This is a genomic window from Betaproteobacteria bacterium, from assembly GCA_016713305.1.
GTDB lineage: Bacteria > Pseudomonadota > Gammaproteobacteria > Burkholderiales.
Map to the genome: position 1 here is coordinate 42,092 of JADJPK010000008.1, position 15,473 is coordinate 57,564.

Genomic DNA, 15,473 nt, shown 5'->3' on the forward strand with positions numbered 1-15,473 from the left:
TCGCGCCTTCCTCGGGATTTCCCTGGACGGCCCAATGACAGGAGGATCGGATTGATGAAGTCTGCTTTGTGGGGCTTGAGCCTTTTCGCAGTGGCCGTGGCAGGTATCGCCCAGGACAAGCTGCCTGCAGGTGTCGTCGCCCGCATGGGTGATGCGGAAATCAAGGTCGAGGAACTGAAGGCCATTCTCGACGGCGCCACGCCGGAGGCCAAGGCCCAGTTGACCCAGTCGCCGGCCGAACTCAACCGGATCATCCGTGCCGAACTCCTGCGCAAGGCCCTGGCCGTGGAGGCTCGCACCAAAGGCTGGGAAAAGCGGCCCGAGGTGATCTCCCAGATGGAACGGGCACGCGAGCAGGTGCTGGTGTCCAGCTACATGAACAGCGTGGCGCGTCCTCCGGAGAGCTATCCCTCCGAATCCGAGATTCGCGCCGCCTACGACCAGAATCCCACTGCGTTCATGGTGCCCAAGCAGTTCAAGCTCGCGCAGATTTTCGTGCTCGCACCTGCGGAAACCGACAAGGCTGCGTTCGCCAAGGCCCAGGCCAAGATCGCGGATCTCGCCGAGAAGGCCAAGAAGCGCGGGGCCGATTTCGCCGCACTGGCCAAGGCTTCCTCGGAACATTCCGAAAGCGCCAGCAAGGGCGGGGAGATGGGCTGGGTTGCCGACCAGAGCCTCATACCGGAACTGCGAGATCCCGTTTCCGCGATGAAGAAGGGCGACGTGAGCGGACCCATCAAGACTGCCCAGGGCTGGCACGTGATCCGGCTGGAGGATGTCCGCGAGAAGGGTGCGCGGCCGCTGACCGAAGTGCGCGATCAGATCTCCAACGCGCTGCGGCTGCGCCGCGCGCAGGAAACCGAGCAGGCCTATCTCACGTTCATGACGAACAAGACGCCCGTCAACATTAACGAGGCGGAACTCACGAAGCTGCAGGGGACGAAGTAGGTCTTGGCGGGACAGACCCCGGACCCCGGACCCAGACCCCGGACCCCGGCCCCCGGACCCCGGACCCCGGACCCCGGACCCCGGACCCCGGACCCCGGGGGAGAAGGGACCCCTGACCCGAGACCCCAGACCCCAGGACCCCAGACCCCGGGACCCCAGACCCCAGAGAAGCGCCGGGCCGTCCCATGCTGTCCTTCTCTGAAGGAGAAGCGAGCTCCTGCAGGAGATTCGCGCGGTCGCCGAACGGACGCGTGGATGCGACCCGGCGCGCACGACGGATCACTCCAGAAAAGGCGCCGGGCGATCCCAAGCTTATCTCTGACACCGAGGTACGCTGGTTCATCCGGCGTTTGAAGTCGACCCGCACGGTCGCGCGAACGACGAATCTCCGGCCTTCGTGCACGTGCGACGCGAAGCATCGCGTACACCGAGGACGACGAAGCGTCTACCGGTTGTACACGTCCTCGAACCGCACGATGTCGTCCTCGCCCAGATAGCTGCCGGACTGCACTTCGATGAGCTGAAGCGGGACGAGTCCGGGATTCTCCAGGCGGTGCTTGGAGCCGAGCGGGATGTACGTCGACTGGTTCTCGGTGAGCAGGATCTCCTCGTCACCGCGCTGGACCTTGGCGGTACCGCTCACGACGATCCAGTGTTCCGCACGGTGATGGTGGAGTTGCAGCGACAGCTTCTGCCCCGGATTCACCGTGAGCCGCTTCACCTGGTAGCGGCCGCCTGCGTCGATGCCTTCGTACGCACCCCAGGGGCGGAATACCTTGCGGTGGAACACGTGTTCGCTGCGGCCTTCCGACTTCAGCTTGTCCACCAGCACCTTCACGTCCTGCGACGCCTTGTGGCTAGCCACCAGCACGGCGTCGGCCGTCTCCACGATCACGAGTTCCTCCACGCCCACCGCTGCGACCATCCGCTGCTCGGCCTTGATGAACGTGTTCTTGACGTTGGAGGCCACCACGTCGCCGTCGAAGACGTTGCCTTCGGGCGTCTTGTCCTGGATCTCCCAGAGCGCATCCCACGACCCCACGTCGCTCCAGCCCATGTTCACCGGGACCACCGCGCCCTTGCGCGTCTTCTCCATGACTGCGTAGTCCAGAGAGATGGAGGGGCAGGCGGCGAAGGACTCCTTGTCGAGCCGGCAGAAGTCGAGATCGATCTTTGCCGCCTCCATCGACTTGCGCACTGCCGTCACGATGGCAGGCGCATGGGTGTTCAGCTCTTCGAGGAAGGAACCGGCCTCGAGCATGAACATGCCGCTGTTCCAGTAGTAGTCGCCCGACTCGATCATCTTCTGCGCCGTCGGGGCATCCGGCTTCTCCACGAAGCGCTGGATCGCGAACGTGCTTTCCAGCCGCGGGACGGTTTCCCCGCGGTTGATGTAGCCGTAGCCCGTCTCCGGCGCGTCCGGAATGATGCCGAAGGTGGTGAGCATTCCGCTGCCGGCCGCAGTGGCGGCGAGGCGGATCGCGCGGTGGAACGACGGAATGTCCTTGATGACGTGGTCGGAGGGCAGCACCAGCATGAGCGCCTTGGGATCCTTCTTCGCCAGTGCGATCGCAGCCGCCGCGACGGCAGGGGCGGTATTGCGGCCCATCGGTTCGAGCAACAGCAGTTCCGGTTTCGCGCCGATGGACCGCAACTGTTCCGCGACCAGGAACCGGTGCTCTTCGTTGCAGATCACGACCGGGGCGGCCACGTCGCCGAAGCCGTCGAGCCGCTTGAGCGTCTCCTGCAGCATCGTGTGCTCCGATGCCAGCCGCAGGAATTGTTTGGGATAGGCGCTGCGCGACAGGGGCCAGAGGCGGGTGCCTGAGCCGCCGCAAAGAACAACTGGATGAATTTTCATGGGGTTGCGTTACGCCGGGCGCGGGCTGTATCGAAGAGACGGATCGTTCAGCAAGGCCTGTTCCAACGCGCCGTCCGGCAGGAGGGGGCGGCGTCATGCGATGGAGGGCCCTAGGCCCCAGTCTGTGATGCTCCCGCGAACCCTGCCAGGGTGTCCTGAAGGTCTTTCAGCCGGAACGGCTTGCTGATGAATCCGTTCATGCCGGCGTCGAGGCAGCGTTCGCGATCCGCCGCGAAGGCGTTCGCGGTGAGCGCGATGATGTGTGGCTGGCGCGGCAGCGGCATGGCGCGGATCTTCCGGGTGGCTTCGACTCCGTCCATGCCCGGCATCTGCATGTCCATGAAGACGAGATCGAAGTCGCCTTGCGAGACTTTCTCCACGGCTTCGTGTCCGTCTTCCGCGAGTTCGGGCTGCATGCCCATCCTTCGCAGCAGTGCGAGCGCCAGCATCTGGTTCACGCGGTTGTCCTCGACGACCAGGACACGCACGCCGTGCTGCGGCGGGCGGTCGCCGGCAAGCGTGAGCGTCGTATCGAGCGGGGCCTTGCCGGGAGCCAGCCTGAGCGTCACGGTGAAGGTCGTTCCCTGCCCGGGTTCCGAGTGCACGTCGATTCCGCCGTGCATGGCACGGGCGAGCCGCGCACTGATGGTGAGTCCGAGCCCCGTGCCGCCGTAGCGGCGGGTCGTCGACGCGTCGATCTGGGTGAAGGCCTCGAACAGGCGCCCGATGCGGTCGCCGGGAATGCCGATGCCGGTATCGCGCACCACGATCTCGGTCAGGACAATCCCGTCCTCGCGTGCGGTCCGGCAGGCGACATGCACCTTGCCGGCGTGCGTGAACTTCACGGCGTTCGACAGCAGGTTCGCCACGATCTGGCGAACGCGCACGCTGTCGCCCCTGACGTAGGGGTCCGCGGCCGTGTCCAGCGACAGGGTGAGTTCGATGCTCCTCGATTGCGCGAGGGGCCGGTAGAGCGCGACGACGGCGCGCAGCTCCGCCCCCACGTCGAAATCCCTCTCCTCCATCTCCAGGCGGCCGGCCTCGATCTTGGAAAAGTCCAGGATGTCGTTGATGAGCACCAGCAGGGTGTCGCCGCTGGAGCGGATGGTTTCCACGTACTGACGCTGCTCGGCGCTCAGTTCCGACAATCCGAGCAGTTCGGCCATGCCCAGCACGCCGTTCAGGGGCGTGCGGATTTCATGGCTCATCATGGCCAGGAACTCGCCCTTCGCCTGCACTGCGGCTTCCGCCCGATCCACCGCCTGTTTCAGTTCGCGGGTCCGGTCGGCGACCTGGCGCTCCAGATCGCGCGCGGCCTTGCGCAGGTTCTCGTTGGCCTCGTACAGATCGAGACTCTTCTTCTCCAGCATCCGTTCGGCTTCCTCCCGCGCGATCCGCTCGCGGGCAAGCCGACGTTCGAGGCGGCCGACGCGGTCTTCCGCGCTTTCGCTCATTCGGTCCGGCGCAGGGAGAACACTTCGCCACCGTCGTGCGTGGTGGTCCGGTCGATCGAGACGGGCTGCCCGTAGTGGGCGATGCAGCCGTCGATCAGGCCTGCCGCGAGGTCGCCCATGCCACGGGGCGAGCGATAGACCATGGTCATGGAATCCGCGCTGTCGCGGTGGATCTCGAACCTGGGTAGTTCCGCATCCGGATAGAGCTTCAGCACCTCGACGTGGATGACGTTCTCGATGCGTTCAAGGAAGTCCAGCGCACCGGTGATGCCGGTGAAGAATCCCGGATACAGCTCGACGAAGCGTCCGAACAGGTGCTGTCCGAACGTGTGAAGAAGCTGCGGGACGGGAACGCCCGACCGGCGGGACAGCGCCACGACCATCGCCACGATTTCGCCGTGGTCATAGGTGCCCACGGCCGTGTACGCGCCCCCCGAAGGCGGGTCGGCGTCGTCGATGATGTCGTCGGCCATGTCGGGCGAGAACTTCGCCCCGACCATGTCCAGGAATTCGGTGAACACGACGCCCTTCATGGGTTCCTCCGGAATACGGTTGCAGGGAATGGCCCATCGAAGCGGGCACCTTCGACATTATCGACCTGGAAAAAACACCACTGAACCCCGCTTCCGATGTTACTGCGGGGGGCCGCGAACCGGAGAACCCGGCGGGAATGTCGCGATCTGCGGTCAGGCGGTGATCAGTCGAGCGTCTTCCAGCCGGGTGGCACGCGATCGGAAGGGCCCAGTGCGCTGTCGAGCACGGATGATTCGTCCAGCGCGGTTCCCTCTTTCCACGGCAAGGTGGAATGATAGATGTCCCAGCGGGCAGGCGAGGTGCGTCGAGCCAGGCTGATCTCGAAATCAAGACAGGCCCGGCGCTCGCCGCTGTCCAGACCGTCCAGCAGCGTGCCCAGGCTGGGCGCAGGAGAGAGTGCGCAGTCGCGCGGCCGGACACGCATCGCGAAATCCCCTGTGGCGAAGAGCCATGCCGGCGGCGTTCCATTGGCGCTCTCCAGCGCCGCCCACGACCCGACGCTGGAGGGTTGCCGTTCCCAGATCTCGAAGTAATCCTGCTCCACTCCGTATTCCAGCATCCGGTCGGGTGATTCGAATTCGATGCGCCCCACGTCGCTGAAACCCGAGGGTGGCTGATAGTCCACGCGGCGATGCCAGCGGCAGATGTCGTTCTCGACCGTCGTGACACCGGCGAATCCCTGCTGCGATGCCAGAGAACGCCAGGCCGCATCGCCCAGCATCTCCAGCGACCGTGCGCCGCCGATGTCCCGGTTCGCCGGCACGCGGATGTCGGCGTGCCAGCGCGGCGTCTGCAGCCAATACACGGTGGACGTCGTGTCGTCGCCCGAGGGCGTGCGCAGCAGTGTTCTCTTCCAGACGCCCAGGTACGGCGCCGGCACGGTCGCCTTCATTTCTTGAGCAGCGCCTGGATGAACTGGGTGTTCATCGTGTCCTCGCACTTGGGCAGCTTGGGGATCTGCTTCTTGGACAGCAGGATGTCGGCGATGGCCGCGCACGCCGTATAGAACGATTCCGGTTTGGGCGATCTGGTGAACGCCGTGAGCATCTCGGGCAGGGGCAGCGCGTGGATCGCCTGCTGCTGCTCCAGCACCTCGGCTTCGCTGATTCCCAGGGCCTTGCCGATCACCTTGGCGGCTTCGTTGGGTTTGGTGCGGATCATCTCCAGCGCGTCGAGATAGCCCCGCATCACGGCCTTGACCACTTCGGGACGGGTCTTCATCGCCTTGTCCGTGAAGACCAGCACATCCGACAGCAGCCCGGGCGCCTGCCTGGAGGAATAGATCACGTGGAACTTCTTGCCCCCTTCCATGGAGGTGATCTGCGACACCATCGGCTCGTAGGTCACGCCCACCTTCACCTGACCGGACGCCATGGCGGAAGGAACGGCTTCCGGACCGGCTCCGACGGATTGAACGTCGCTGTCCTTGAGCCCGTGCTTGCGCAGGGCGAAGGCGAGCAGGAAGTCCGAGGGAGACAGCGGCGCGTACGCGACCTTCTGCCCCTTGATCGAGGGAATGTCCTTGATGTCCACCGATGCCACCACGGCGTCGCCACCGTCGGAGAAGTCGAGCGGCATCACGGTGCGCATGGTGTCGCCCTTGGCCACCTGGCCCACCAGCTGGTCATAGGTGATGAGTCCGCCGTCGAGCGCGCCGCTCATGATGGCGCCCGGGAGGAGCGCCGGATCGGTGAAGTTCTGCAGCTGCACCTTGAGTCCGTACTTCTTCCACAGGTCGAGCGACTCCGCGATGTAGAGCGGTCCATAGCCGATCCAGGTGACCACACCCAGCTTGATCTGTTTGACGCCCTGGGCCCACGATGCCGCTGGTGCCGCGAGCAGAAGGAATGCCGCCAGTGCGGCCAGAGACTTTCCAACGAGACGGAACATGGAGGACTCCTTGCGATTCAGGGGGAAGAGGGAGAAAGCCGGGACGCCTGCCGCTTCTGGAATCGATCCCTCAGTGCCACTGGCTCGCCGCCATCGTTCCGGCCCAGAAGGCCAGGTCGTGGTTGGGCCAGAGCGAAGCGCCGGTTTCCCGGGCGAGGGTCTTCAGCTTGCGAATGCTGCCGAGCGCGAGATCCTCGCGTTCGCGCCAGCACAGGCCCGGCGCGATCTCGTGCTCGATGTTCTCGGTGAGATCGGCGGCATCGCCGCACAGCAGAACGGGCGGGCCCTTCTGCAATTCGACGAACAACGACATGTGGCCCGCCGTATGGCCGGGCGTGGCGATGGCCCGGACTCCGGGTGCGACGTCGTACTCGCCTTGCATCTCGCGAAAGCGGTGTCCGCCCGCGAGATCGTCGGCGAAATAGCCCATGTCCTCCCCCGCCCGCGCCGATGCCAGTTCGTCGGCCTGCACGTGTACCTCGCAGCCGGGCAGATCGCACAGGCCGCCGGCGTGGTCGAAGTGAAGGTGTCCGACGAACACGACATCCACGTCGGCCGGGGTGAGTCCCAGCTGCGACAGGTGCGAGGACATGCGCTGCGACTCCTCCATGTCCGGTGCGCCGTAGGTGAAGGCGTCCGGGGCGAAGTACCGCGCCCGCTTCGCCGGGTCGGCGATCTTGGAGTAGTCGCAGCCCACGTCGTACAGGATCCGTCCGTTCGGTGTCTCGACGAGATAGGCGAGGATCGGCGCGCGGATGATCACGCCGCTGCCGCGGTTTCGCGTCGAGAGCGTCTTTTCGTAGCGGTGGGTGCCCGTGAGCAGGGCGGTCATGCGGTTGCCGCGCATCTCAGCTTTCCCCCAGCGCCGTCACCGCTTCGTCGACACACGCGACCCGGCCGAACACGCCCCCTTCCACTTCGATGATCCGCATCGATGCCTCGTGCAGGTCGGGGTAGGCCGACGCGCAGGCATCGCGCAGCGTGGTGCAGCGGAATCCTCGGTCGATGGCCGTGCGCAACGTGGAACTCACGCACACCTCCGTCGTGATGCCGCAGATCAGCAGCGACCGGATGCCGCGTGCGAACAGGATCGCCCCCAGGGGCGTTCCTTCGAAGGCGGAAAAGCCTGGCTTGTCGATGACGATCTCGTCCGGGGCCGGGGCAAGCTCGTCGACGATGCCGCTGCCGTGCTCGCCCCGGATCAGCAACCGGCCCAGCGGACCGGGCGATCCCACCCTCGCACCCGTGCGTTCGGTGGCCTCGAGAAACGCGGGCGGCACATCGGAAAGATCCGGTGCGTTGGCTTCACGCGTGTGGACGATCGTGATCCCTGCCTGGCGTGCTGCGGCCAGAATGCGCGCCACGCCCGGAATGGCCCCGCGCAGCATGTCGATGTCGAGCCCCGCCTGAGCGGCATACCCGCGCGCGTCGAGGAAGTCCCTTTGCATGTCGATCACCAGAAGCGCCGTGGTGGCCCGATCGATCTTCATGCGGCGGCTCCATAGGGCGTGCGGAACTGGGCGAGGCATTCGGAGGCGAGCACGCCTCCCACGAGTTCCATGGGCTCCCCCGAGGCTGCATTCATCGTTTCCACCGTCAGGGAGAGCTCGCGCTGGTCTTCGCACAGCGCCTTCACTTCTTCGATCCTGCAGCCGTACACGATGCGGGACATCCGGGCGAGCCACGCGGCCGTAAAGCACATGGCGCACGGCTCCGTGGTGGTGTACAGCGTACAGCCCGTGAGATCCGGCCCCGCCACGCGGCAGGCGGCCCGCACCGCTTCGATCTCGGCATGAAGCGATGGATCGTGCCCGGAGACGGTTCGCTCGTGGGCTCGCGCGAGGATCCGGGCCGTGGCATCGACGACGACGGCGCCGAAGGGCATTTCGCCCATGAGCGTCCCGCGGCCGGCCTCGGCGAGCGCTTCGCGCATGAAGGGTTCGTCGACAGCCAGCATCATCTCCGCCGCCTCGCCCGTCGCTCTCGCGGCGTGCTCAATCGAATTCCTTGTGCACCGCCGCCGCGATGCGCTCCGTCAGTTCCTCCACCATCAGCACGCCTTTCTCGCGCGAGGCGGCCCGGGCCGACGAGAGCACGCCCGAAGGCGGGACCCACTCCGTGTGCGGCGGATAGGTCTCGTAGGGCGGAAAGTCCGCGGGGCCATCGTCCGGAATGAGATCCAGGCGGACGAGGTCCGGGTGGTAGTGGAGCATCATTGAGGTTTCCAGCACCGCCGCGTGCTCCAGCGCGTAGCCGGGGAAACCCTCGGGGAAGATCTTGGCGAGTGTCGGCGCCGTGAAGAAGTCCCAGTAGTCCATCCGCATGACGGACAGCGGCGGCTTGCCGCCGAACTCCCGCATCGCCAGGTCGATACCCTCGATGAGGAACCACTGGTTCTCGTAGTGCCCGTTGCAGAGGACCAGCTTCTTCACACCGTGCCGCGCGAACTCGCGGATCGTGTCACGTACCTGTCCGATGAGCGTTGCGGCATCCAGGCTCGTGGTGCCGCAGAAATGCTGTCCGCCTCCGCACTTGGGCTGGGACTTGTAGCCATAGGCCAGCGGAGGCGCGACGATCCCGGAAACCGCGGTCGCGACGCTCTGCGCGACGGCCGTGGCGAGCAGGTGGTCCGTCCCCAGCGGCAGATGCGGGCCGTGCTGCTCGGTGGCGCCGCAGGGGAGAAAAACCACCGACTCGTCGCGCTGCACCCGGTTGCGATAGTCGGTCCAGCTCATCCGGTTCATCAGTGTTTCGCGTGCGCTCATGAGGTTCGGGCTCCCGTGAACCGGCCGGTCGTGCCGGTGTTTCGTTCGACTGCGATGAGAACCTTCGCCGCGGGGGAGAGGTTCATGCGTGTTCCAGTGCCGGAGGCGCGGAGCTGCCGCGCGCCTCGATCAGGGCGGCGATCACGATCAGAGCGGCGCCCGTCCAACCGAGCGCATCCAGACGCTCGCCGCCGATCCACAGTGCCGTCACAACCGCGGCGAGCAGTTCGAAGAGCACCAGCACGGACGCCCGGCCGGATTCGAGATGGCTGGCTCCGTAGGTCTGCGTCCACATGGCGGCGACCAGCCAGATCAGGGCGAACGCCAGCAGTGCCAGTCCCAGCGCAACGGAGAGCACGGGGCGTCCTACGCCCGTGAACGGCAACAGCAACGCAGCGACGCCGGTGCACCCCACGAACGCCATCAGCATCTTGGGCAGGACCGGTGTCCGGTCCGAAGCGCGCGCGCACAGGTTCTGGGCGGCGTAGAAGAAGCCTGCGCCGATGGCGGCGAAGTCGAGCAGACGCGGTGCCGACGAAAGTACCTCCGGTCCGCCCAGGACCAGCAAGGCGCCGGCGATCGCCATGGCCGCCGCCAGCGACCGTGGGGCGGTGATCTTCTCGCCGAGGAAGAGCCACCCCCCCAATACGCCCCATACGGGGACGAGATAGAAGAGCAGCATCGCCCGGGCGACCTCGCCGAACATCATGGCGGTGGTGAAGCAGGCGTTGGCGAGTCCGCAGAACATGCCCACCCCCGCCACCAGACGCCATTGCGGCAACCAGGCGGCACGCTGACGGAACATCCAGGGGAGGGCCGCGGCGCCGACCAGCCCGTACGCACAGAGCGTGACCGTGATGCCCGTGAGGCCCTGCGTGGCGAAGTACTTGAGCGGCATCCACGTCGTGCCCCACAGGAGTCCGCTCAGAAGAAGGGCTGCGACCGCCATCCGCGCGTTTCCGTTCCGTCTCACGTCACACGACGGTCAGGAACGACACGCCGTGCGCCCCCACGAAAGCATCCGCACGCCGCACGCAGGAACCCACGGAACCGTAATCCGCGTCGAGGATGCGGCGCAGGCGGTTGCGATGAAACGTGCCCAGCAGTTCCGACAGCGGCATCAGCTCGCGTGAGGCCTCGCCATACAGTTCCGCATTGAGCGCGGGGAGCCGGTACCACGGCACGGCGGCACGTTCGTGATGCGCGTTGTGGTAGCCGAAGTTGAGCGTGAGGAGATTGAGCCACGGGAAACGGCGCGACACGATGTTGGAGTACGTGTGAGCCTGTTCGTACGCGCGGTCCCGCCCGTTCATCGGCACGGTGACGTGCTCGTCGTCGGTGAAATACTGCTCGAACGTGTGGTGGAACGCATCGAAGAAATTGAGCGTCGTGAGCAGAAGCCAGTAGGCGATCGCATAGCCCAGGAGGGCCCAGGGCGAGAGCGCGAACAGCGCGGCGAAGAGGGCGAGACGCGTCAGGAGCATGAAGACGATGCGGCCACGGCGGTCGCGCTCTCGCGGCCGGGTGAACGGGCGGAGCATGAGTTGTCCGTGCATCAGCAGCTCGACCGCGGGAAGGTGGGCCCACTCCAGCACGTAGACCACGCGCCGCAGCAGGGGATGGCCACGCAGCAGCGACTTGTAGTCGAACACCGTGACGTCCGCCCGGTCCCGGTGGTGGCGGATGTGCATGTGCCGGATGCGCTCGAACGACGCGTAGGCACCCCCGCAGATCCACGAGACGATCTCGCCGATCACGCGGTTGTGGGTGGCATTCCGAAACAGCGTGTAGTGCGCGGCTTCGTGGATGAGATAGGCAGCGATCACCATGGTATGCGCCGTGAGCAATATGCCGGCCACCACCGCGATCCACGAAGATTGCACGAGCAACGCCAATCCGAGGACGTGGCCCCCGACCGCGTAACCCAGGGCGAGCGTATTAGGAACGATCCCCTCGCGTTCCCGCATCAGGCCGCGGTAGCTGGCCTCCTGCATGGCTTCCGACATGGTGTCTCCCGGTGTTGCGTACGTTTCACGGAGGGCGTAGCCTCCGTTGTGAAAGGAAAAATACCTGTAAAAATGTATGCAAATATCGTTCCGTCCCGCGCCGTGACGGACGCGGAAGCGCCATGGCTCTGACGCGTCAGGCAAAGGCCGCCCGGATCGCGCTAGCGCGGCGCGAAGGGGGTGCGCCGGGAGCGGGCAGACCTGGTGCACCGCGTGCGTCGACGCGTTCCGTTTCGGTGCGTGAGGACGACAGGCGACGGCGCTTCCTGCAGGGTTTGCGCGAGCTGGACGAAGCGTGGGTGGAGACGTTCGGGGAGACGGGTCTGTCGGACATCTACTTCTCGCGTCTGTTCACCGAACTGTGGCTGCGGGGTGATCGTCCGGTGCCCAAGACGGACGCCTATGGCTACGTCAAGGGCGTAGGGGTGCAGACTGCGATGAAGTACGTGAAGCGGGCGATCGACGAGGGTTACCTGGAAGAGATCGACAATCCGGAGGATGGCCGTTCGCGGTTGATCCGCATGTCGGATCACCTCAAGTCGAGTTTCGAGGCGCTGATCGATCGAGCGTCGGCAGCGTTCGGAATGGGGGCGTAGACCCCGGGACCCCGGACCCCGGACCCCGGACCCCGGACCCCGGACCCCGGACCCCGGACCCCGGACCCATCCTCATCCTGTCCTTCTCCTTGAAGGAGAAGGGACCTGCTGTTCGAGTTCGCGAGGCCATTCGCAGAATCACGCTCCGCGGACCCCGCGGGGCCGCGCCACCACGAGAAGAAAAAGCGCCGGGCCGTCCCAAGCTTTTTCTCTGACTGAGGGTTTCGCGGGTTCATCGGGTTTGAAGTTGATTCGCGCGGTCGCGCGAATCAATTCCCGGCGTTCGTGCACGTGCGACCCGCAGGGTCGCGTACACGAACGACGAATACTCCCGGCCGAGGTGCACGTGCGATGCGGAGCATCGCGTACACCGAGGACGTTGGATCACTTCCCGGCGTTCGTGCACGTGCGACCCGCAGGGTCGCGTACACGAACGACGAATACTTCCGGCCGAGGTGCACGTGCGATGCGGAGCATCGCGTACACCGAGGACGACGAATCACATGCTGGCGCCCCCATTGGCCCCCAGCACCTGCCCGTAGAAAAAACTGGCTTCGTCGGAGGCGAGGAACAAGGCGGTCGCGGCGATCTCTTCCGGCCTGCCCACGCGTCCGGCCGGGATCGCTCGTTCGGACTCGAACACCTCCGGGCTCATGTGGTCGAGGGACAGCATCGGAGTATCCACGGGACCCGGTGCGATGGCGTTCACGCGGACGGCAGGCGCAAATTCGCGGGCAAGGGATCGCGTCAGGCCCATCACTCCTGCCTTGGCGGCACAGTAGGGTGCGTATTGCGCGCGGCCGAGGTGGCCCAGTTCCGATGCGATGTTGATCACGTTGCCTCGCCCGCGCGCTGCCATGCCGGCCAAGACGGCGCGGCAGCATACGAAGATACCCTTGAGATCGACGCCGACCACGAAGTCCCAGTCCTCGTCCGTCGTCTCGAGGAACGGCTTTTCCTGGATGACGCCTGCGCTGTGCACCGACACGTCCAGCGGGCCGAGGTCCGCTTCGACGTGCCGGACCATCCGTCCCACCTCCGCGGACGAAACGACATCCGCTTCCACGGCGATGGCGGTGCCGCCGCTCGACCGGATCGCGGCGACCACTTCGTCCGCCAGCGCGTCCTGTCGCAGATGGCCGACCGCCACGCGCATGCCCGCGCGTCCGAACGCCAGCGCCGTCGCGCGGCCGATGCCGGTGGCTGCTCCGGTGACGAGCGCCACGCGCCCGTCGAGTGAAGGGTAGGGTCGTGGGGAAGGTTTCATCGGCGTACGTGGTTCGCGTGTCAGTTGGGAGCGGCGATGGCAAGGCAGGATGCGAAGGGGAGGATCAACATCTCGTGGAGTCGACCGCCGCCAGCGCGTGTTCGCGGCACGACGACGTGCGGCGCAGGCTCCCGCGGGCCCGGAACTTAGCGTCATTCGCCCGCCGGATCTCCCTTGCAACCACGCACATCGATCGGATCTTCCCTGGCATCAGTGCATCAGCTCCCCGTTGCTGACGACCAGAGACTGGCCCGTGATGCTTCGGGCGTCGCGGGAGGCCAAGAAGAGATACGCGCCCGCGATGTCCTGCGGCTCCAGCAGCTGCGGGAACGCCTGGGCTGCGAGGATTTCCTGCAACACCGTGTCCTCCGGCAGCCCTCTGTCCTTCGCCATGGAAGCGAGAGAGCGCATCGAGGCCTCCGTGCGAACCCATCCCGGGCATACCGCGTTCACCCTGATCCGGCGCGGCGCCAGCTCCCAGGCGAGCGACCGCGTCAACCCGAGGACCGCGTGCTTGCTGGCCACGTAGGCCGAGAAGCCGCCGACCGCGGAATGTCCCCAGATGGACGATTGGTTGATGATGCTGGCGCCGTCCTCGATGCAGGGGAGAAGTGCACGCGTGATGCGCACCATCGACGTGAGGTTGTTGTCGATGAGCCATTGCCAGCGCGATACCGCGTCGGGGCCTGCATCGTCCAGTGGCGTCGGATACTCCGTTCCGGCGTTGTTGACCAGCACGCCGATCCGTCCCAAGGCCTTCTCGATGCCCTCCGCCACCCGGGCGACGTCGCCGGCATCGGTGAGATCGGCGCCCAGTCCCGACACTGGCGCATGCCGCGAAAGCGACTCGGCCGTTTCGGCAGCTCTCGTGGCGTCGCGATCGACGATGACGACCCGCGCCCCCTGACGAGCGAACGCTTCGGCGATGCCGCGGCCGATGCCGCTGGCGGCGCCCGTCACGACGACGGGCACGTCTTCGAGTCCATATCGGGGAGCGGCGTGCGGCATGGGAACGCGGTGGCCAATCGGCCGGTGCGGAGCGTGACTGTCAGACGGCCGTCAGGAACGACACGCCGACCGCGCCCAGGAAACTGTCCGCCTTGCCTGGCCCGTCGCCCACTTCGCCATAGTCTCCGGAGGTGATGCGCGAGATGCGGTCGCGGTGATAGCCGCGCAGCAGATCGATCATCGGGATCACCTGGCGGTAGTCGCCGGGATAGAGCTGGGCATGAAGTTCGGGCAGCTGATGCCACGGGACGATGGGCCGCTCGTGATGCGCGTTGTGGTAGCTGAAGTTGAGCAGCAGCAGATTGAGCCAGGGATGCGCCACCGATACGAGGTTCGAGTAGGTGTTGGCCTGTTCGTATTCGCGGTCCCTCACCTTGTCGTTGGGGATCTCGCCGCCTTCCAGCACGGCGACGGCGTCGTACGTGTGCTGGTAGGCATCGGCGAAGCGCAGCGCGTGGATCATGATCATGTAGGCGACGGCATAGAGGAGCACGGCCTTCACGCTCACGAACGCGAGCGCCGCAAAAGCCGCGGTCCGCACCGCGAGAATCGCCAGAAGACGGCCCCGGTCCGCCTTTCGTTCTTCCTTGAGAAACGGCAGGGCCATGACGTAGCCGTGCATGATGAACTCCACGGCCGGGACGTACAGCCATTCGAGGGCCAGCACCAGCCGGTAGACCCACCGCGGCGAACGTTCCAGCAAGCTCTTGTAGTCCAGCGTCACGACGTCGGCGCGGTCGATGTGGTGGCGCATGTGCTTGCGGCGCAGGGCGTCGAACGTGGCGTAGCAACTCCCCGTGATCCACGTCATCAGAATGCCCCAGCGCGTGTTCGCTTCCGCGGACCGGAAGATTGCCTGGTGGGCAAACTCGTGGATGTAGTAGGCGGCGTAGACGAGCGTGTGCCCGGTCAGCAGCACGCCGGCGAGATTGGCGAGCCAGGCATCGACCGTGAGCAGATGGATTCCGCACACGTAACCGAGCAGGGTGTAGGACAGCGCCACCGTGTTCGGCAGCGCGCCACCGGGATATCGGAAGATCTTCATGGCGAGCGTGGCGATGGAGTGCGGGAACGAGGGCCTGGAGACGCGGATTTCAGGAGCGACCGCCGGCCGCGCGCGCCCCGGCACCGGTGCGCGCAATGG

Annotated in this window: 16 protein-coding genes; 2 read left to right on the top strand and 14 right to left on the bottom strand. The window is 66.0% G+C overall.

The features are described from left to right. The first annotated feature begins 54 nt into the window (after positions 1-54). Positions 55-948, top strand: coding sequence for a peptidyl-prolyl cis-trans isomerase (locus tag IPK20_10300; protein MBK8017044.1), 894 nt, complete (start codon positions 55-57; stop codon positions 946-948). 445 nt (positions 949-1,393) lie between these two features. Here the strand turns inward: IPK20_10300 and IPK20_10305 are convergent, their stop codons facing one another. From IPK20_10305 to IPK20_10355, 11 genes are all read right to left on the bottom strand, one after another. Further along, positions 1,394-2,809, bottom strand: coding sequence for a mannose-1-phosphate guanylyltransferase/mannose-6-phosphate isomerase (locus IPK20_10305; protein MBK8017045.1), 1,416 nt, complete (start codon positions 2,807-2,809; stop codon positions 1,394-1,396). 110 nt (positions 2,810-2,919) lie between these two features. Next, positions 2,920-4,263, bottom strand: coding sequence for a response regulator (locus IPK20_10310; GenBank protein MBK8017046.1), 1,344 nt, complete (start codon positions 4,261-4,263; stop codon positions 2,920-2,922). Next, positions 4,260-4,796: a heme NO-binding domain-containing protein gene (locus tag IPK20_10315; GenBank protein MBK8017047.1), complete on the bottom strand. Its 537-nt coding sequence runs from the start codon at positions 4,794-4,796 to the stop codon at positions 4,260-4,262. The genes IPK20_10310 and IPK20_10315 overlap by 4 nt, the downstream gene beginning before the upstream one ends. 164 nt (positions 4,797-4,960) lie before the next feature. Further along, on the bottom strand, positions 4,961-5,689 hold the full coding sequence (locus IPK20_10320) for a hypothetical protein (GenBank protein ID MBK8017048.1): 729 nt from the start codon (positions 5,687-5,689) through the stop codon (positions 4,961-4,963). Continuing rightward, entirely contained in the window at positions 5,686-6,687 is a 1,002-nt protein-coding gene (locus IPK20_10325; GenBank protein ID MBK8017049.1) for an ABC transporter substrate-binding protein, read from the bottom strand. Before IPK20_10325 ends, IPK20_10320 begins: the two co-directional genes overlap by 4 nt. Before the next feature lie 70 nt (positions 6,688-6,757). Continuing rightward, positions 6,758-7,534 (bottom strand): N-acyl homoserine lactonase family protein, encoded by a 777-nt coding sequence (locus tag IPK20_10330; GenBank protein MBK8017050.1) that lies wholly within the window; start codon positions 7,532-7,534, stop codon positions 6,758-6,760. A 1-nt stretch (position 7,535) separates the two neighbouring features. Continuing rightward, positions 7,536-8,177: a cysteine hydrolase gene (locus IPK20_10335; GenBank protein MBK8017051.1), complete on the bottom strand. Its 642-nt coding sequence runs from the start codon at positions 8,175-8,177 to the stop codon at positions 7,536-7,538. Continuing rightward, positions 8,174-8,644, bottom strand: coding sequence for a nucleoside deaminase (locus tag IPK20_10340; GenBank protein ID MBK8017052.1), 471 nt, complete (start codon positions 8,642-8,644; stop codon positions 8,174-8,176). Before IPK20_10340 ends, IPK20_10335 begins: the two co-directional genes overlap by 4 nt. Before the next feature lie 37 nt (positions 8,645-8,681). Next, positions 8,682-9,452, bottom strand: coding sequence for a creatininase (locus IPK20_10345; GenBank protein ID MBK8017053.1), 771 nt, complete (start codon positions 9,450-9,452; stop codon positions 8,682-8,684). Between the two features lie 82 nt (positions 9,453-9,534). Then, positions 9,535-10,401: a DMT family transporter gene (locus IPK20_10350; protein MBK8017054.1), complete on the bottom strand. Its 867-nt coding sequence runs from the start codon at positions 10,399-10,401 to the stop codon at positions 9,535-9,537. 25 nt (positions 10,402-10,426) lie between these two features. Next, positions 10,427-11,458, bottom strand: a complete 1,032-nt coding sequence (locus IPK20_10355; protein ID MBK8017055.1) for a fatty acid desaturase — start codon at positions 11,456-11,458, stop codon at positions 10,427-10,429. Positions 11,459-11,580: 122 nt separating this feature from the next. On the opposite strand from IPK20_10355, the gene IPK20_10360 reads away from it, so the two are divergent. Beyond that, complete coding sequence (locus IPK20_10360; GenBank protein MBK8017056.1) at positions 11,581-12,054, top strand: hypothetical protein; 474 nt, start codon at positions 11,581-11,583, stop codon at positions 12,052-12,054. A gap of 499 nt (positions 12,055-12,553) precedes the next feature. Here IPK20_10360 and IPK20_10365 read toward each other — a convergent pair whose 3' ends face one another. The 3 genes from IPK20_10365 to IPK20_10375 all read right to left on the bottom strand — a co-directional run bounded on the left by IPK20_10365 (position 12,554) and on the right by IPK20_10375 (position 15,374). Next, the gene (locus IPK20_10365; GenBank protein MBK8017057.1) at positions 12,554-13,321 is read right to left on the bottom strand and encodes a 3-oxoacyl-ACP reductase FabG; all 768 of its coding nucleotides are present in this window, start codon (positions 13,319-13,321) and stop codon (positions 12,554-12,556) included. 210 nt (positions 13,322-13,531) lie between these two features. After that, positions 13,532-14,329, bottom strand: a complete 798-nt coding sequence (locus tag IPK20_10370; protein ID MBK8017058.1) for an SDR family oxidoreductase — start codon at positions 14,327-14,329, stop codon at positions 13,532-13,534. A 40-nt stretch (positions 14,330-14,369) separates the two neighbouring features. Continuing rightward, complete coding sequence (locus tag IPK20_10375) at positions 14,370-15,374, bottom strand: fatty acid desaturase (GenBank protein ID MBK8017059.1); 1,005 nt, start codon at positions 15,372-15,374, stop codon at positions 14,370-14,372. Positions 15,375-15,473 lie beyond the last annotated feature (99 nt).

Bases quoted from the DNA above. Each gene is read 5' to 3' on its own strand.
- IPK20_10370 (MBK8017058.1), bottom strand. From the start codon at position 14,329: ATGCCGCACGCCGCTCCCCGATATGGACTCGAAGACGTGCCCGTCGTC.
- IPK20_10330 (MBK8017050.1), bottom strand. From the start codon at position 7,534: ATGCGCGGCAACCGCATGACCGCCCTGCTCACGGGCACCCACCGCTAC.
- IPK20_10355 (MBK8017055.1), bottom strand. From the start codon at position 11,458: ATGTCGGAAGCCATGCAGGAGGCCAGCTACCGCGGCCTGATGCGGGAA.
- IPK20_10320 (MBK8017048.1), bottom strand. From the start codon at position 5,689: ATGAAGGCGACCGTGCCGGCGCCGTACCTGGGCGTCTGGAAGAGAACA.
- IPK20_10300 (MBK8017044.1), top strand. From the start codon at position 55: ATGAAGTCTGCTTTGTGGGGCTTGAGCCTTTTCGCAGTGGCCGTGGCA.
- IPK20_10335 (MBK8017051.1), bottom strand. From the start codon at position 8,177: ATGAAGATCGATCGGGCCACCACGGCGCTTCTGGTGATCGACATGCAA.
- IPK20_10365 (MBK8017057.1), bottom strand. From the start codon at position 13,321: ATGAAACCTTCCCCACGACCCTACCCTTCACTCGACGGGCGCGTGGCG.
- IPK20_10360 (MBK8017056.1), top strand. From the start codon at position 11,581: ATGGCTCTGACGCGTCAGGCAAAGGCCGCCCGGATCGCGCTAGCGCGG.
- IPK20_10350 (MBK8017054.1), bottom strand. From the start codon at position 10,401: ATGGCGGTCGCAGCCCTTCTTCTGAGCGGACTCCTGTGGGGCACGACG.
- IPK20_10310 (MBK8017046.1), bottom strand. From the start codon at position 4,263: ATGAGCGAAAGCGCGGAAGACCGCGTCGGCCGCCTCGAACGTCGGCTT.
- IPK20_10340 (MBK8017052.1), bottom strand. From the start codon at position 8,644: ATGCTGGCTGTCGACGAACCCTTCATGCGCGAAGCGCTCGCCGAGGCC.
- IPK20_10375 (MBK8017059.1), bottom strand. From the start codon at position 15,374: ATGAAGATCTTCCGATATCCCGGTGGCGCGCTGCCGAACACGGTGGCG.
- IPK20_10345 (MBK8017053.1), bottom strand. From the start codon at position 9,452: ATGAGCGCACGCGAAACACTGATGAACCGGATGAGCTGGACCGACTAT.
- IPK20_10305 (MBK8017045.1), bottom strand. From the start codon at position 2,809: ATGAAAATTCATCCAGTTGTTCTTTGCGGCGGCTCAGGCACCCGCCTC.
- IPK20_10315 (MBK8017047.1), bottom strand. From the start codon at position 4,796: ATGAAGGGCGTCGTGTTCACCGAATTCCTGGACATGGTCGGGGCGAAG.
- IPK20_10325 (MBK8017049.1), bottom strand. From the start codon at position 6,687: ATGTTCCGTCTCGTTGGAAAGTCTCTGGCCGCACTGGCGGCATTCCTT.